This is a genomic window from Streptomyces sp. AK08-02, from assembly GCF_033795085.1.
GTDB classification, from domain to species: domain Bacteria; phylum Actinomycetota; class Actinomycetes; order Streptomycetales; family Streptomycetaceae; genus Streptomyces; species Streptomyces echiniscabiei.
In genome coordinates this window covers 196866-209886 of sequence record NZ_JARAZV010000014.1, presented here as the reverse complement: position 1 = coordinate 209886, position 13021 = coordinate 196866, and the positions used below count along the sequence as shown (strand labels likewise).

Sequence of the window (13021 nt, the reverse complement as noted above, 5' to 3'; positions counted from 1 at the left end):
TTGTCCGGGCGTGCAAATGTGGTCGAGCCCCCATCCCCTCACCCACTTACGGGAGTGAACCCACATGGGCATGAAGGACGAGATGCAGGACAAGGCCCGCCAGGCCAAGGAGAAGATGGAGCAGCAGGCTCGGAAGGGTCAGCGGCAGCCGGGCCAGCCGGGGCAGGGGGAGACTCCGGAGCGGGGGCGTCCTCGTGATGAGGAGACGGAGCGGGCCATTCGGGACGAAGAGGACCGGATGAACCAGGACTACGAGGCGTAGTCCTGCTTGAGTGCGGTTGCGTGGGGTGCCCTCGGTTTTGGTGAGGGCACCCTGCGTTTCTGTCTTTCTGGGTGAGTTGTCGGGTGCGGGCCCGGTGGGGGCTTGTCGCGCAGTTCCCCGCGCCCCTGGGTGGGTGACCTCGGCGCCCGTCAGGAACTTGGCCGTCAGTTCCCCGCGCCCCTGGGTGGGTGGCCCCGGCGCCCGTCAGGAACTTGGCCGTGGGGGGAGTTCTGGTCTTGCTCGGTTGGGGACCCTGTCGTAGGTCGGGGGGGTTGCGGCTGGGTGGGTTTCCAGGAGGGCCAGGGCCAGTTTGATGGCGTCGTCCGTTTCGACGTGGCGGCCTTCCGCCCAGTCCAGCGGGGTGCGCAGGACCTCCAGATCCGGGGCGACGCCCTGGTTCTCGATCGTCCAGCCGTAGGCGTCGAACCAGGCCGCGTTCATCGGGACCGTGATCACCGTGCCGTCGCCCAGGCGGTGGCGGCCGGTCATGCCGACCACTCCGCCCCAGGTCCGCTGGCCCACCACCGGGCCGAGATCCAGCAGCTTGAAGGCCGCCGTGATCATGTCGCCGTCGGAGGACGTCGCCTCGTCGGCCAGGGCGACCACCGGGCCCCGGGGGGCGTTCGAGGCGTACGAGACCGGCTGGGCGTTGCGTGTCAGGTCCCAGCCCAGGATCGTGCGCGTCAGCTTCTCCACCACCAGTTCGCTGATGTGTCCGCCCGCGTTGCCGCGCACGTCGACGATGAGGGCGGGCCTCGACACCTCCATGCGCAGGTCGCGGTTGAACTGGGCCCAGCCCGAGCCGCCCATGTCGGGGATATGGAGGTAACCGCACCGTCCGCCGCTCAACTCCCTTACCACTTCACGGCGTTTGGCCACCCAGTCCTGGTAGCGCAACGGGCGTTCGTCGATCAGGGGGACCACCGCGACCCGTCTGGCCGGTCCCTCGCCCTCCGACGGCGTGAACGTCAGCTCCACCGTCGTACCGCCCGCGCCCGCGAGCAACGGGAACGGGCCGGTCACCGGGTCCACCGGGCGGCCGTCCACCTGGGTGAGCAGCGCGCCCTCCCGGATTCCCGAACCGGCCAGCGGGGAACGGGCCTTGGAGTCGGAGGAGTCGCCGGGGAGGATCCGGTCCAGCAGCCAACCGCCCTCCCTGCGAACGAAGTTGGCGCCCAGCAGGCCCTGCCGGCGCTGGTAGTGGGGTGGGCCCTCGTTGCGGCGGGCGGCTGTGACGTACGCGTGGGACGTGCCCAGCTCGCCCAGCACCTCGCGCAGGAGATCCGCGAACTCGTCGGGGGACGCGACCCGTTCGACGAGCGGGCGGTACTGCGCGAGCACCGCGTCCCAGTCGATGCCGCACATCCGGGGTTCCCAGAAGTAGGCGCGGATCAGGCGGCCCGCCTCCTCGTACGACTGCCGCCACTCCGCCGGGGGGTCGACCTCGTGCAGGACCCGGCGCAGGTCGATCCAGACGGTCGTGTCGGCGTCGCCCGGATCGCTGGACGGCACCGCGCGCAGCTCGTCCTCGTCGACGACGACCAGCCGCGAGGCGTCGCCGCTCACCGCGAACCAGTCGAGGTGGCCGACGAGTTCGGACTTCTTGCCCTTGCCGAGGTTGAAGTGTTCGAGCGTGGGCCGGCCGCTCGTGTCGTCCGGGTTCGCGAACGTCTCGCCCAGCGCTCCCGAGATCGGCCAGCGCAGCCACACCAGCCCGCCGCCCGCGACCGGACACAGCGCCGAGTACTTGGAGGCGGCGACCGGGAAGGGCGTGACCCTGCTCTCCAGGCCCTCGACCTCGACGGTCACCGTGCCGTCGGCGCCCTCGTCCTCAGCGGGGTCCAGGCCCCCGGCGGCCGGTCGTCCGTCGGGGGACAGGGCGAAGGGGGAGGGGGTGGCGGAGGAGAGGGGGACGAGATAGGGACGGCAGCCGAGGGGGAAGGAGAGGTCGCCCGTGTGGACGTCGTACACGGGGTCGAAGCCACGCCAGGAGAGGAAGGCGAGGTAGCGGCCGTCGCGCGTGAAGACCGGGTTCTCGTCCTCGAAGCGGCCGTTGGTCACGTCGACGATCAGCCGGTCCTGGCCCTTTGTGCGGGCCATCTTGATCTGGCGCAGGGAGCGGCCGATGCCCGGGTGCGACCAGGTCAGCCAGGCGCCGTCCGGGGAGAAGGCGAGGTCCGTGACCGGGCCGTTGAGGGAGCAGATCAGCTCGGTCACCTCGCCGTTCGACTCGCCGTTCGCCTCGTCCGTGGCGTCGATGAGGAGAAGGCGGCCGTCGTGGGCGGCGATGGCGAGGCGTTCGCCCGCCGGGTCGGACACCAGTTCCAGTACCCGGCCCAGCCCGCCGGACGCCAGCCGCCTCGGGGCGCGTTCCCCGCTGGCCCTCGGCAGGTAGGCGATCTCGACAGCGTCCTCGCCCTCCGCGTCCGTGACGTACGCGACCTGCCCGCCCGAGCCGAGCATCTCGGGCAGCCGGACCCGTACCCCTGGTGTGTCGGTGATCGTCCTGGCCGGGCCGTCGCGATGCGTCAGCCAGTACAGGCTGCCGCGTACGACGACGGCGCTCGCGCGGCCCGTCTCGTCGACCGAGATGCCGTCGACGTGCTGCGCGGCGGGCACCTGGTACGTACGACGACCGGCGCGCGGTCCGCCGAGCCGCACGTCGAGGCGGCGGGGGACGGAGTCGGCGGAGAGGGCGTCGACGATCCACAGGTCGCCGGCGCACTGGTAGACGACGCGGGTGCCGTCGCTCGACGCGTGCCGGGCGTAGAAGGCGTCGTGGTCGGTGTGGCGGCGCAGCCCGGAGCCGTCGTACGCGCACGAGTACAGGTTCCCGACGCCCTCGTGGTCGGAGAGGAAGGCGATGCGGTCGCCGACGAACATGGGGGAGTGGAGGTGGCCGTCGAGGTCGGGCAGCAGACGCTCGCCGTGCAGCCAGAGGCGGCCGGTCGCGCCGCCCCGGTAGCGTTTCCAGGCGGCCGGTTCGTGGGGCGGGGTGCCCGTGAGGAGGAGGGTTCTGCGCTCCCCGGCGATGTCCGCGACCTGGATGTCGGAGACCGGGCCCCAGGGGAGCCGACCGCCGGGGCCGCCGTCCGTGGGCACGCTGTAGGCCCAGGTGAAGTAGGAGAAGGGCTGGCCGTGGGAGGCGACGGCGAGGATGTCGCCGTCCGGGGACCAGCCGCAGACCTGGGTGTCGGCGCTGCCCCAGTAGGTGAGCCGCCGCGCCGGGCCGCCGTCCACCGGGACCCGGTGGATCTCGGGCACGAGGCTGCGCCAGCTCGTGTACGCGATGTGCCGGCCGTCGGGCGAGAAACGCGGGTGCCCGACCTTCGTACGGTCGACGGTGAGCCGCCGGGCCCGGCCGTCGGTGCCGGGGGACCCGGGGCGCTCGTCTCCGTCGAGGCGGGCGAGCCAGAGGTCGTCCTCGGCGACGAAGCACAACAGGTCTCCGCTGAGGTGGGGCAGGCGCAGATAGCTCACCTCCCCATGCTTTTCCGGGAACGGGGCCCCAGCAACTTCGGACGCGCCTCCAATTCCGTCAATGTGTGAAATGTCCGGTGTCTGTGTCCGGCGTCAATGTCCAGTGCCGATGTGCGGCGCCGTGCCCCGTGCCCCGTGCCCGGCCCGGTGTCCTGATGGTTCCCGATACCGTCCGTGAGTGACGACACGTACGAAACGGTTTCGTTTCTATGATTCTCGGGGTATGTTCATTGACGTACGGCTGAGCTGTACGCCACGGTGTCGTCCGATACCGGAGCCAGAAAGGGTGAGTGACATGACCGAGGTCGCAACGGCGCGCCGTAGTCGGATCACGCCCGAGCGTGAGGCCGAGTTGTACGGCGCCACGCTCGACCTGCTCCGGGAAGTCGGCTACGAGGCGCTCACCATGGACGCCGTCGCCGCCCGTACGAAGTCCAGCAAGGCCACGCTCTACCGCCAGTGGGGTGGCAAGGCCGAACTGGTCGTCAGGGCGATGCGGCACAGCAAGCCGGGCGGCCTCGCCCTCGTCGGCATCGACACCGGGTCCCTGCCCGGTGACATGTACGCGCTGCTGCTCCGTGAGGACGACTGCGCCATGGAACAGAACTCCGCGCTCATGCGGGCTCTGGGCATGGCGGTCCACGCCAATCCGGATCTCCTGAAGGCGTTCCGGGAACTGCTCATCGAGCCGGAGACGGCAGCGTTCCGCAAGGTGCTGCAGCGGGCGATCGACCGGGGTGAGGTCAGCGCGGACAACCCGGCGCTCAACTATGTGCTGCACATGATGATCGGCGGCTTCGTCGCGCGCACGCTCATCGACGACCAGCCCCCGACGCAGGACTTCCTGCGCACCTACATCGACGCCGTGGTCCTCCCCGCCCTCGGCGTCCGTACCAGCGGCTGAGTTCTTCGGTACCCGACCTCCTCAGTACGCCGGCCCTTTTTACCACCCGTCACCACCCGTCACCTGCCCACCTGACGCGACCGCTCACGTCGTCGGGCTGATCCCGCCTGCGCCCCGACAGGCCGGTCAAACACGTCCTGTTGCTGTTCAACGACCTGACCGGGAGTACGCCCTCGTGGCCACGTTCCTCTACAAACTCGGCCGGCTCGCCTTCAGGCGACGGCATTTCGTCGCCCTGATATGGGTGGCGCTGCTGACGCTCGCGGGAGTCGGCGCGGCCAGCGCGCCCGCCGCGGGCACCACCTCCTTCTCCATTCCGGGCACGGAGGCCCAGAAGGCCTTCGACCTGCTGGAACAGCGTTTCCCCGGCGCCAGCGCCGACGGAGCGACCGGCCGTATGGTCTTCAAGGCGCCCGAGGGCCAGAAGATGACGGACGCCGCCAACAAGGCGACCGTCGAGAAGACCGTCAAACAACTGGGCGACGGCTCCGAAGTCATCTCCGTCACCGACCCGTTCACGACGAACGCCGTGAGCAAGGACGGGTCGGTCGCCTACACGTCGGTGAAGTACAAACTTCCCGGCATGGAACTCGCGGACTCGACCAAGGACGCGTTGGAGAAGGCCGGGGACGAGGCACGGGCCACCGGGCTGACCGTCGACGTCGGCGGAGACGCGCTGCAGGCCGCGTCCGAGCCGGGGGCCGTCGGCGAGGCCGTCGGTATCGCCATCGCCGCGATCGTCCTCGTCATCACCCTGGGCTCGCTGGTCGCGGCCGGACTGCCGCTGCTGACCGCGATCATCGGCGTCGGTATCGCCGGTGCCACCATCACCTCCCTCGCCAACGCGCTCGACCTCGGTGACACCACGTCCACGCTCGCACTGATGATCGGTCTCGCGGTCGGTATCGACTACGCGCTGTTCATCGTCTCCCGCTACCGCGGCGAGCTGGCGGACGGCCGTGACCACGAGGAGGCGGCAGGACGCGCCACCGGCACCGCCGGCTCGGCGGTCGTCTTCGCCGGCCTCACCGTCGTGATCGCCCTGGCGGGCCTCGCCGTCGTCAACGTCCCGATGCTGACCAAGATGGGCCTCGCCGCGTCCGGCACGGTCGTGGTCGCCGTCCTCATCGCGCTGACCCTCATCCCGGCGCTCCTCGGCTACGCGGGCCGTAAGGTCCAGCCGGCGGGCCAGAAGAAGAGCAGGCGGAACAAGAAGGCCGAGCAGCTCGCCGACGCGCCGTCCGACACGAAGGGCGCCACGTCCGAGAAGCCGGCCGGCCCCAACATGGGCACCCGCTGGGCGCGCTTCGTCATCCGTCGGCCGGTCGCCGTGCTGATGTTCAGCGTCCTCGGGCTCGGAGCGATCGCGCTCCCGGTCACCCAGCTGGAGCTGGGCCTGCCCGACGACGGCTCACAGTCGACGTCCACGACCCAGCGCAGGGCGTACGACCTGCTCTCGGAAGGCTTCGGCCCCGGCTTCAACGGTCCCCTGATGGTCGTCTACGACGCACAGGGCGTCGCCGACCCCCAGGCAGGCGCCGACAAGCTGGCCGACAGGATCAAGGGCCTCAAGGACGTCGTCACGGTCACCCCGGCCCAGTTCAACAAGGCCGGCGACACCGCGACGATCACCGTGATCCCGAACTCCAAGCCGTCCTCGACCCAGACCGAGGGCCTGGTCCACGCGATCCGCGACGAGAGTGCCGGCGTCCGGGCCGACACCGGCGCGACGGTACTGGTCACGGGCACCACCGCGATGAACATCGACTTCTCGCAGAAGCTCAACGACGCCCTGATCCCGTACCTGGGCCTGGTGGTGGGCCTCGCCTTCCTGCTCCTCATCCTGGTCTTCCGCTCCATCCTGGTTCCGCTGAAGGCGGCCCTCGGCTTCCTGCTCAGCGTCCTCGCCGCGCTCGGCGCGGTGGTCGCGGTCTTCCAGTGGGGCTGGCTGAGCGGCCTGATCGGCGTCGACGAGACCGGCCCGATCATGTCGATGGTGCCGATCTTCATGGTCGGCGTGGTCTTCGGCCTCGCGATGGACTACGAGGTGTTCCTCGTGACCCGGATGCGGGAGGCGTACGTCCACGGCGAGTCGCCGTCCGACGCCGTGGTGACCGGCTTCAAGCACAGCGCCCGGGTCGTGGTCGCCGCCGCGATCATCATGATGGCCGTCTTCGGCGGCTTCATCAGCTCCAGCGAGTCGATGATCAAGCTGTTCGGCTTCGGCCTGGCGATCGCGGTCTTCTTCGACGCGTTCGTCGTCCGCATGGCGATCGTCCCGGCGGTACTGGCCCTGCTGGGCAAGCGGGCATGGTGGCTGCCGAAGTGGCTGGACCGCGTACTGCCCAACGTCGACGTCGAGGGCGAGGGCCTGCGCACCCTGGACGACGACAACCGTCCGAAGGACGAGGACCGGGAGCTCGTGCGGGTCTGAGCCGGTCGTACGACAGCTGAGGAGGGGCATCCCGGAGCGGGGTGCCCCTCCGGCGTTCCTCCGGTCAGGAACTCCCGACAGGGATCCTCGACGGGCGTCCTCGACGGGAATTCGTTCGTGACGCATCCGTCCGCCAGCTAACGTGCCGGGCATGACCACGTCCTCCTCCCGTTTCGCCGCGGCCCTCGACGAGCTGGGCCTCGGTGAACTCACCTCCCGTATCCGGCGGTTCCCCGACGAGACCCGTACCGCGGCCGAGGCCGCCGCCGCGATCGGGTGTGAGCTGAGCCAGATCTGCAAGTCGCTGATCTTCTCCGCCGACGGGGTCCCGGTCCTCGTCCTCATGGACGGCGCCTCCCGCGTCGACGTCGAGCTGGTCCGGCGCGAACTCATGGCCGCCAAGGTCACCCGGGCCAAGGTGGACGTCGTACGGGAGACCACCGGGTACGCCATCGGAGGCGTGCCGCCCTTCGGGCACCTGACCAGGACCCGTGTCCTCGCGGACCGTTCGCTGCTGGAGCACGACCTCGTCTGGGCCGCCGCGGGCACCCCGTACACCGTGTTCCCCATGGAGCCGAAGGCCCTGGTCGCGCACGCCGGCGCGACCCTCGTGGATGTGCGCGAGTCGGCTGCCCCGTGACCCCGGCCGTCACCGCCGCCGTACTGCTCGCCGCCGTCACGCACGCCTGCTGGAACGCGCTCGCGCACCGCATCACCGACAAGCTGGTGGGCTTCACGCTCATCGCCGGCGGCGGGATGGTGATCGGGCTGGTCGCCCTGCCCTTCCTGCCGGTCCCCGCCGCCGGGGCGTGGCCGTATCTCGTCGCGTCGGGCCTGATCCACGTCGCGTACTACGTGCTGCTCATGCGGTCGTTCCGGCTCGGCGACTTCGGGCAGGCCTATCCGATCGCACGCGGCACCGCGCCCCTCGTCGTCACCGTCCTCGCCGCTGTGTTCGCCCATGAGGTGCCGAACGGGTGGGCGGCGGCCGGAATCGCCGTGTCCTGTGCGGGACTTACCGGCGTCGCCCTGTGGGGGCTGCGCGGAAACCGGCCCAACTGGGCGGCGATCGGGGCCGCGTTGGCGACCGGGCTGACCATCGCCGCGTACACCGTCGTCGACGGTCTGGGCGTACGGGCCTCGGGCTCGGCGCTCGGCTACATCGCGTGGCTGATGGCCCTGGAGGGCATCGCCGTCCCCGCCTACGCGCTGTACCGGTGGCGGGGCCGATTCATCGCGACGGTACGGCCGTTCGCCGCCGTCGGACTGCTCGGCGGCGCGCTGTCCGTGGCCGCGTACGGGCTGGTGCTGTGGGCGCAGACCCGGGCGGAACTCGCCCCCGTGGCGGCGCTCAGGGAGTCGTCGATCATCGTCGGGGCGGCCATCGGGGCCGTCTTCTTCAAGGAGCGGTTCGGGGCGCCCAGGATCGCCGCCGCCGGACTGCTCGTCGTCGGGATCGGGCTGATGCTGCACGCGGGGTAGGGCCCCGGCAGCCTTCTAGTGGTCGTCCCGCACAGGGATGCCAGGGGCGAAGTGGGCGACGGCGGTGAGCAGTCGGTCCTTGTCGAGGCGCCAGCCGTTGACCGCCCGGGAGGACATCACCGTGTCGGCGGGTACCGGAGTGAGGAACTCGACGACGGCACGGGCCTTCGGGCCGTCACCAGGCAGGGCCGGGGCTCCTTCTCGGCGGGTGACCCCGACATGGGGCATGGAGGCAACGCCTATGAGCTGGCGCCACAGCACGAAGCCGGTGATGTCCTCCCAGGGCACGTGAGTGGTGGTGGCCCTGTACCGGGCGGGGCTCCCGCCGAGGAGCACACCCGTCCCGTCCACCCGGAACGCGACCTTGCGGCTCATCGTCACGTACGCCATGAACAGCCCGCCCCCGCCGAACAGCGGCAGGCCCAGTGCCCGCGCGGGCCACGGCATGCCGGGGAGCAGGAGGACCACGGTGAAGACGGCGGAGAACGCCACCAGCCGTACGGTCCTGCGGTCCCAGTCGTAGCGCGCCTCGTACACAGGGGAGATGTCGCCGGCCATGGCTGGATCATGGCAACGTTCGGCTCGATGGGGAAGCCCCTGTGGACAGTCCGGTCAGCGTTCGGGGACCGGCGCCGCGTAGCAGCGGACCTTGACCCGTTGTCCCGGGCCCCACTCCTGTTCCACCTCCGCCGCCAGCAGGGTCCAGCCCAGGCGTTCGTACAGGGCCACCGCCGCCGTGTCCGTCGACGCCACGTCGAGTACGGGGTGCAGGGCGCGGAACTCGGCCTCCGCCACCGCCCGTCGCATCAGCGCCGCGCCGACTCCCCGGCCACGGGCCGCCGGATCGACGTACAGGCGGTTGACCACGGCCGTCGGACTCCGGTGCCACAGGGCCGCCGCCGCGTCGCCCTCCTCGCTGCGGGACAGGACGATGTGGCCGACGATCCCCTCGTCGCCCTCCCCCTGTGCCACCCACACCGCGAGGAGTGACCGGGGGGTCAGCCAACCGGCCGGGTCGGTGGGCCAGTTGAGGGGGTATGCGTTCTGCTCGTGGACCGTGGCCAGCACCCGTACGCACGTGTCGAGGTCGGCTTCCGTGCGGGGGCGGATGCGGAACCGGGCTGTCTCCGCCGTGCTGTTGGCTGTCACACGGGTAGGTAAGCACGGACGCCGGACAGGTCGTGAAGGCGCATGCTGTTGCGGTCGGTCACCGAGCGGCCGAGGGCGTGGTGGGGCCACAGGCCGCCTGCCGTGAGGCGGCTGCGTTCGACCCAGGCACGGGCCGGGACGCTGCTGTTCTTGTAGTAGTTGAGGGCGTAGCCGCCGGTGTGGACGCGGAGCAGGCAGAAGCCGCCCGGGTAGTCCTTGACCGCGCTGACCTCCTGCTGGGTGACGTGCGGGGCGCTGGTCAGGACCGTGCGCTTGTTGCGGTGGGTGTGACCCGCGTGGTGGAGGAAGACACCGGGGGAGGCGGAGTAGGAGTCGACGATCGAGCGGGCCTGCCGGCGGTCCAGGCGCTGACCGCGTCCCATGGGGAACACCGAGTCCCGTGTCGTCAGCGGGTGATGGCCGAAGACGATCGTCGGTTGATCCTTCTCTGTGCGCAACTCACCCTGGAACCAAGCCAGTTGTTCAGCGCTCAGCCCGCCCGCGTCGCCGCCGTTGCCTTCCTTCTCGTAGGTGTCGAGGCCGATCAGGCGCAGGCCGCCCAGGTCGCGCGCGAAGTAGCCGGGGCCGTCGGCGCCGCCCAGGAAACCGTCGCGGAAGGCGTCGTCGGGGTGTCTGGGGCGGTCGTGGTTGCCTCGTACGACGAAGTAGTCCCGCCCGTGGGTGCCGAAGCCGTCCAGGATGCGGCGGGCCTCCGCCAGGTCCCGGGGCGCTCCGGCCGCCGAGATGTCCCCGGCGGCGAGGAGGACGTCCGCGCCACGCCGGTGGGCCTCCTCGACCATCGCCACGCTCATGATCTCCGGGTACGGGTCGAGGCCCGGCTGCTGCGAGACCCCGCGCAGCATCGGGACGCCGGCCACCCGGCCCGCCGTGGTCTCGCCGAGGTGCAGGTCGTTGCAGAGCGCGATGGAGAGGAGGTGGCGGCCGGGGGGCGGCTGGGGGGTCGTGAAGGCGTAGGGGCCACCGTGCGAGCCCAGTCCGTGCAGCGAGGTGCCGACGGCGTTGCCGCGCACCAGGTGCAGCGGGGTCGGTGTGGCCGCCCGGCCGCGCGAACGGGCCTGGTAGTAGTACGTCTGACCCGGTTCCAGGTCCGTCAGTTCGACGTGGTGGTGGGCGGTCGCGTGGCCCTCGGACGCCGTGCGGTCGAGGTGGGCGGGGTGGGTGCCGTACACGACCTCGCCCTCGGTGACCGCCGGGATCAGGTGGCCGAAACCGTCGTCCGTGCCGGGCACCGCCGTGTACCAGGTGATGACGGCGCGGTCCTCGGTGAGGGTGACCAGCTCCAGGTTGAGGGCCGTCACGACGTCGGCGCGCGTGACGCGTTCCCGGCGCGCGGCGAGCGCGGACCGCAGGACGGCGGGCGTGAGGAGCGCGCCGGACCGGGCGAGGTCGCGGGGGTCGGGGAACGCCGCGAGGGCGGCGAGGGGAGCGGAGAGACAGCAGCGCATGATCGGAACGTGCCCGGGGCCCGTTAACGGCAGCCGTGGAGGCGGGGGCGGCCGAAGGTATGGGGCACGACAACTCCTTGGCGTCGGTGCGGTCGGTGCGGGGGGTTCGGTGCGCGGGTTCGGTAGGGGGGTTCGGTGCGGGGGTTCTTGCAGCGTACGACCGAGGGGAGAGCACGCATCCCTCGCCCGGGGCGATCGCGACGAACGTCACACAACGGACGCGCTGGAGCTACGCCGGACTCGGTACTCGCGGCACATGTGCGTGCGGGAGCCGACAGGAGCACCCTGGAAGCAGCGGTACCGGAGGTGATCGTCATGACGCACACCGCAGTGGGATGGCATGTCGAGCTGGAGTTCGAGGAGGATGAGCACCGCACACGCGCCGCCGCCCTCGTACGGCTCGCGGACGGCAGCGAGGTACGGGCCAACGGCTACGCCAGCCGTCACCGGTCCGACGAGAACCAGCCACGCGTCGGCGAGGAGATCGCCGGGGCACGCGCTCTCAACGAACTGGCGATGAGGCTGCTGACGAAGGCCCACGACGAGATCGACGAGGTGTCGGGGCGTACATCGCGTTCACTCGGCCTCCGATAGCACGTCGGCGCGCGGCGCCCGGGCACCGACGCCGGCTCACCGGCCCCAGGTCAGAGGCAGGTCCGCACCGCGCGTACCAGTGCCTGGGCCCGTCCGTCCGCCGTCACGCTCTTGCGGAAGCCGTTCGTCACATAGCCGAACGAGATGCCCGACTCGGGGTCGGCGAAGCCGAGGGCGCCGCCCCTTCCCGGGTGCCCGAAGGAGCCGGGGGCGAGTAGGGGCGCGGCCGTGCCGTGGAGCATGTAACCGAGGCCGAAGCGGGTGCCGATGACCAGGACGCGGTCCGGGCCCGCCGACTGCTCGCGCCGGGCCAGTTCGACCGTCGCCGGGGTGAACAGGCGTGTCCCGCCGTCGACCCGGCCGATGAGGGAGGCGTAGAAGCGGGCGAGTCCGTCGGCGGTGGCGATGCCGTTGGAGGCGGGGAGGGCGGCGGCCCGGTACGCGGGGTCGTTCTCGTCGGGCAGCGGGGTGATCGCTGCGAAGGCACGGCTGGTGAGGGAGTCCGGGTCGGCGTAGGCGTCGGCGACGGACCGTTTGGGGCGTGTCCTCAGACCCGGGCCACCCGGCTGAGGGGTCTCGACCCGGCCCACCCGGCCCACCCGTGCGGCCTCCGCGTCCGGCAGCCCGAGCCACAGGTCGAGGCCGGCCGGTTCCGCGATCTCCGCCGCCACCCACTCTCCGACCGGGCGCCCGCCGACCCGTCGTACGAGCTCACCCGCCAGCCAGCTGTACGTCTGCGCGTGGTACCCGTGGTCCGTCCCCGGCTCCCAGGCCGGCGCCTGCGCGGCGACCGCGGCGGCGCCGAGGTCGGGGTCGGCCGCCTGGGCGGGGGTGAGCGGCCGGTCGAGGACGGGGACGCCCGCGCGGTGCGCGAGCAGGTGCCGTACGAGGGTCCGGTCCTTGCCCGCCGCCTTGAACTCCGGCCAGTACTCGCCCACGGGGGCGTCCAGGTCCAGTTCGCCGCGCTCGGCCAGCATCAGGAGTGCGGCGGCGGCGACGCCCTTCGTGGCCGAGCGTACGATCTGCGCGGTGCCGTGCTCCCAGGGAGCGTCGCCGTCGACATCACGGGTACCGGCCCACAGGTCGACGACCCGGCGCCCGTCCCGGTACACGGTGACAGCGGCGCCGTGCTCGCCGCCGGTCGCGAAGTTCGCCGCGAAGGCCGCTCGTACGGGCTCGAAGCCCTCCGCCACTGTGCCGTTCACGGCCACGTCCACGTTCAGGTCCACGTTCAGGTCCACAGGGGTGGA

At 71.3% G+C, this 13021-nt stretch carries 11 protein-coding genes; 6 read left to right on the top strand and 5 right to left on the bottom strand.

Annotated features, from left to right (window positions below; genetic code table 11):
* The first annotated feature begins 64 nt into the window (after nucleotides 1-64).
* On the top strand, nucleotides 65-262 hold the full coding sequence (locus tag PV734_RS28955) for a hypothetical protein (protein WP_319097900.1): 198 nt from the start codon (nucleotides 65-67) through the stop codon (nucleotides 260-262).
* A 204-nt stretch (nucleotides 263-466) separates the two neighbouring features.
* On the opposite strand, the gene PV734_RS28950 is transcribed toward PV734_RS28955, so the two are convergent.
* Nucleotides 467-3742, bottom strand: coding sequence for a S41 family peptidase (locus tag PV734_RS28950; RefSeq protein ID WP_319097901.1), 3276 nt, complete (start codon nucleotides 3740-3742; stop codon nucleotides 467-469).
* Between the two features lie 295 nt (nucleotides 3743-4037).
* Here PV734_RS28950 and PV734_RS28945 point away from each other — a divergent pair, with 295 nt between their 5' ends.
* From PV734_RS28945 to PV734_RS28930, 4 genes are all read left to right on the top strand, one after another.
* Nucleotides 4038-4646, top strand: a complete 609-nt coding sequence (locus PV734_RS28945; RefSeq protein ID WP_319097902.1) for a TetR/AcrR family transcriptional regulator — start codon at nucleotides 4038-4040, stop codon at nucleotides 4644-4646.
* Nucleotides 4647-4821: 175 nt separating this feature from the next.
* Nucleotides 4822-7080, top strand: coding sequence for an MMPL family transporter (locus tag PV734_RS28940; protein ID WP_319097903.1), 2259 nt, complete (start codon nucleotides 4822-4824; stop codon nucleotides 7078-7080).
* A 151-nt stretch (nucleotides 7081-7231) separates the two neighbouring features.
* A complete protein-coding gene (locus tag PV734_RS28935; RefSeq protein ID WP_319292614.1) occupies nucleotides 7232-7720 on the top strand; it encodes a YbaK/EbsC family protein in 489 nt (162 codons plus the stop codon).
* Nucleotides 7717-8562, top strand: a complete 846-nt coding sequence (locus PV734_RS28930) for a DMT family transporter (protein ID WP_319292613.1) — start codon at nucleotides 7717-7719, stop codon at nucleotides 8560-8562. Before PV734_RS28935 ends, PV734_RS28930 begins: the two co-directional genes overlap by 4 nt.
* A gap of 15 nt (nucleotides 8563-8577) precedes the next feature.
* Here the strand turns inward: PV734_RS28930 and PV734_RS28925 are convergent, their stop codons facing one another.
* From PV734_RS28925 to PV734_RS28915, 3 genes are all read right to left on the bottom strand, one after another.
* The gene (locus tag PV734_RS28925; protein WP_319096680.1) at nucleotides 8578-9120 is read right to left on the bottom strand and encodes a hypothetical protein; all 543 of its coding nucleotides are present in this window, start codon (nucleotides 9118-9120) and stop codon (nucleotides 8578-8580) included.
* A 54-nt stretch (nucleotides 9121-9174) separates the two neighbouring features.
* On the bottom strand, nucleotides 9175-9630 hold the full coding sequence (locus tag PV734_RS28920) for a GNAT family N-acetyltransferase (RefSeq protein WP_319096868.1): 456 nt from the start codon (nucleotides 9628-9630) through the stop codon (nucleotides 9175-9177).
* Nucleotides 9631-9707: 77 nt separating this feature from the next.
* Complete coding sequence (locus PV734_RS28915) at nucleotides 9708-11177, bottom strand: metallophosphoesterase family protein (protein WP_319096682.1); 1470 nt, start codon at nucleotides 11175-11177, stop codon at nucleotides 9708-9710.
* A gap of 315 nt (nucleotides 11178-11492) precedes the next feature.
* Here PV734_RS28915 and PV734_RS28910 point away from each other — a divergent pair, with 315 nt between their 5' ends.
* Nucleotides 11493-11771, top strand: a complete 279-nt coding sequence (locus PV734_RS28910; protein WP_319096683.1) for a DUF1876 domain-containing protein — start codon at nucleotides 11493-11495, stop codon at nucleotides 11769-11771.
* 50 nt (nucleotides 11772-11821) lie between these two features.
* On the opposite strand, the gene PV734_RS28905 is transcribed toward PV734_RS28910, so the two are convergent.
* Nucleotides 11822-12982, bottom strand: coding sequence for a serine hydrolase domain-containing protein (locus PV734_RS28905; protein WP_319096869.1), 1161 nt, complete (start codon nucleotides 12980-12982; stop codon nucleotides 11822-11824).
* Nucleotides 12983-13021 lie beyond the last annotated feature (39 nt).

Excerpts from the sequence above, each read along its gene's own strand:
- PV734_RS28915 (WP_319096682.1), bottom strand. The coding sequence starts at position 11,177 with ATGCGCTGCTGTCTCTCCGCTCCCCTCGCCGCCCTCGCGGCGTTCCCC.
- PV734_RS28925 (WP_319096680.1), bottom strand. The coding sequence starts at position 9,120 with ATGGCCGGCGACATCTCCCCTGTGTACGAGGCGCGCTACGACTGGGAC.
- PV734_RS28945 (WP_319097902.1), top strand. The coding sequence starts at position 4,038 with ATGACCGAGGTCGCAACGGCGCGCCGTAGTCGGATCACGCCCGAGCGT.
- PV734_RS28935 (WP_319292614.1), top strand. The coding sequence starts at position 7,232 with ATGACCACGTCCTCCTCCCGTTTCGCCGCGGCCCTCGACGAGCTGGGC.
- PV734_RS28955 (WP_319097900.1), top strand. The coding sequence starts at position 65 with ATGGGCATGAAGGACGAGATGCAGGACAAGGCCCGCCAGGCCAAGGAG.
- PV734_RS28910 (WP_319096683.1), top strand. The coding sequence starts at position 11,493 with ATGACGCACACCGCAGTGGGATGGCATGTCGAGCTGGAGTTCGAGGAG.